Origin of the sequence: Roseiarcus sp. (genome assembly GCF_052145395.1) — a bacterium.
Lineage (GTDB): Bacteria > Pseudomonadota > Alphaproteobacteria > Rhizobiales > Beijerinckiaceae > Roseiarcus.
Genome location: NZ_JBKQOT010000219.1, coordinates 1 through 3,215 on the forward strand (window position 1 = coordinate 1; position 3,215 = coordinate 3,215).

The 3,215-nt window shown below is 67.1% G+C and carries 2 protein-coding genes; both read left to right on the forward strand.

All coding sequences use genetic code 11. From position 1 onward, the window contains the following. The first annotated feature begins 248 nt into the window (after positions 1 to 248). The gene (locus ACLP25_RS07425; RefSeq protein ID WP_442468575.1) at positions 249 to 1,544 is read left to right on the forward strand and encodes an N-acetylmuramoyl-L-alanine amidase; all 1,296 of its coding nucleotides are present in this window, start codon (positions 249 to 251) and stop codon (positions 1,542 to 1,544) included. Between the two features lie 253 nt (positions 1,545 to 1,797). Continuing rightward, a partial coding sequence (locus tag ACLP25_RS07430) for a penicillin-binding protein 1A (RefSeq protein ID WP_442468576.1) occupies positions 1,798 to 3,215 on the forward strand: 1,418 nt, incomplete at its 3' end.

Consider the following 3,215-nt stretch of genomic DNA (forward strand, 5'->3'; position numbering starts at 1 on the left):
TCACCTTCCAGCGGGCGGCCTCGCGGATTCGTTCCGGATTCGTAACGACTTCTACATAGGGGGCGCAGGTTGGCTTGGCAAGTTTTTTCCCATTGGCGCGGCCGGCTGCGGACTGCGACCAAGAACCGCCGCGAAGCGGGATATGAGATTTACCAATCGGAAACCTTCCGCGCGCTCAATCCGGCGGTTTCCTTGGCGGCGGATGACCCGCCTCCGGGCGCGTTTGCCAAGTCCTGGCGAGTGGCGCTATGGACCAGAAGGAAGGACGGGCAGGAGAGCGCATGGGGCCGGCAAGACCCTTCGCCGCCGCGGCTGTTTTCGCGTTGCTGGCCGCGACGCCGAAGCCCTCGGCGGCCGAGGGGGCCGCACGACCCGTCGCGGTCGGGGTGAAGCTGGTTCAGGATGCGGGCGCCGCGGTGCTGACGTTCGACCTTTCGCGGCCGGTCGACGCCCGCGCACATACCCTTGCCTCGCCCGACCGGATCGTCGTCGACCTGCCCGAGGTCGGATTCCAGCTCGATCCCGGCGTTGCACAGCCGGATGCGGCGAGCGCGCCCGCGCTCATCAAGGCGTTCCGTTTCGGTCTGCTGGCGCCGGGCAAGTCACGGATCGTCATCGATCTTTCTCGTCGGGCCTGTCCCGTCGGAGTCACGACGAAGCCGATCGTCGCCAGCGCGGAGCCATCCCGGCTGACGATCGACGTCAAGCCCTGCGACGATGCCGCCTTCGCGGCGTCGGCCGCAGCGACTCCGGACGCCCCCGCGGCCAGCCCTGGCGGCGCGATGGGGTCCGCGGCGCCGGTCATCGTGCTGGACCCGGGGCACGGCGGGATCGACGGCGGCGCTCACGGCGTCGGCGGGGCCATGGAAAAAACGCTCGCTTTCGCGTTCTGCGTCGAACTGAAGCGCCAACTCGAGGCGACCGGGCGATACAAGGTGCTGATGACGCGCGACGGCGACCAATATGTCGACCTCGACAGTCGCGTGGATTTCGCGCGGGACGCCGACGCTGCCCTTTTCGTGTCGATCCACGCCGACACGCTGAGCGACGTCGCGGGCGTCAGCGGCTCGACCGTCTATACGGTTGCGGACCGGGCGTCCGACGCCGAAGCGGCGAGGATCGCCGCGCACGAGAACGCTGCCGATCGGGACCCGACCAAGGCCAAGGCTGCTGAGGATGATCCCGGCGTCGCGGACATCCTGTTCGACCTGAAGCGCCGCGAGACGCGCGCTTATTCCCATCTCTTTTCGCGCACTCTGGTGGAGGATTTGCGCGACGCGACCCGGCTCAACCACAATCCCGAACGGTCGGCGGGTTTCGTCGTGCTGAAGGCGCCGGAATTTCCCTCGGTCCTGATCGAACTCGGCTACCTCTCCAACGCTCAGGATGTCGCCGCGCTGGAATCTCCTGAGTGGCGAACCCGGACCGCCGCTGCCATGACCAAGGCCATCGATGCGTTTTTCGCCGGCTCCGGCGCAACGGAGGACGCTGCCGGGACGCCCGGCGTGGCGTTCGGCGCGGACCACGCCGCACCCACCCGGTGATGAAACTTGGCGTCCGTGCATACCAAGCCCAGCAGCCGTTCAGGCCGGCGGCGGGACGCGCCATCATAGATTCGCCGCACTCGCGAAGGATTGGGGGCCTGCTCGAATTCGGAGCATAAGGCGTCCGATGGCGCGGCTGGGGCAAGCGGTGGGCGCGCCGGAAGATCGATGCGCCGCCGCCGCCGGCGCAGAGTCCGTTCGTCTCGGGGCATGCGCGCTCGCCAGCGGGCGCTAGGAAGGTTATGTTGGCACGATGCGCGGGATAGTTCGCCTACTCGGATTTATTTTCGCGACCGGGGCGATCGTCTTCGTCGTCGCGGCCGCGACGCTCGCGGCGGTCATCTGGAAGTACGAGCAGGACCTGCCGGACTACAGCCAGCTCAAGAATTACGAGCCGCCGGTCATGACCCGCGTCCATGCCGCCGACGGCAGCCTGCTGGCGGAATATTCGCGCGAGCGCCGGCTCTACCTCCCATCCTCAGCGATTCCCGACCTCGTCAAGGAAGCCTTCATCTCCGCCGAGGACAAGAACTTCTACTCGCACGGCGGCTTCGATCCGGAGGGTATCCTGCGCGCCGGAATCGTCTTCCTGCAGGGCTCGCGCCATGTCCAGGGCGCCTCGACCATCACCCAGCAGGTGGCGAAGAACTTCCTGTTGAACTCCGACCGCACCTTCGACCGCAAGATCCGAGAGATCCTGCTCAGCGTGCGCATCGAGTCCGCCTATCCCAAAGAAAAGATCCTCGAACTCTATCTCAACGAGATCTACCTCGGCCTGTCGAACTACGGCGTCGCGGCGGCCGCGCTCAACTATTTCGACAAGTCTGTCCATGAGCTGACCATCGCCGAGGCCGCCTATCTGGCGGCGCTGCCGAAAGAGCCGAGCGCCCTCAATCCGTTCCGCAATCACGACCGCGCCGTGGAGCGCCGCAATTACGTCATCGGCCGCATGGCGGAAGATGGCTACATCACTGCCGAGCAGGCCCGTCAGGCGCGGGAGGAGCCGCTCAACGTCAATCCGCGCGTGCTGACGCCCAACACCATTGCGGCCGGCTTCTTCGCCGAGGAAGTGCGGCGGGAGCTCTCCGAGCGCTACGGCGAACAGAAGCTGTACGAGGGCGGCCTTTCGGTGCGCACGACCCTCGATCCGAAGATCCAGCTGATGGCGCGCAAGGCCCTGGTCGACGGGCTCGTGCGCTACGACGAGGCGCACGGCTGGCACGGGGAGCTGAAGAGCATCGATCTCGGCCAGGACTGGGGCATGCCGCTGGCGGACATTCCGGCCTACGGCGACATCAAGCCGTGGCAGCTCGCGGTCGCCCTCGACGTCAGCGGCCCGTCGATCCGCATCGGGCTCCAGCCCGAGCATGACAAGTCCGGCGCGGTCGTGCAGGACCGGCAGACGGGCTCGGTGACGCCCGACGGCTATCGCTGGACCGGCCGCTCGCCGAAGTCGCTCGTCAAGGCGGGCGACGTCTTCTACGTCGAGCCGATCGCCGGTCGCGCCGGCGAATATCGCTTGCGCCAGATTCCGGAGGTCAGCGGCGCCTGCGTGGCGATGGATCCGTTCACCGGCCGGGTGCTGGCTATGGTTGGGGGCTTCTCGTTCGATGAATCGGAGTTCAACCGCGCAACCCAGGCGCAGCGGCAGCCCGGCTCCTCGTTCAAGCC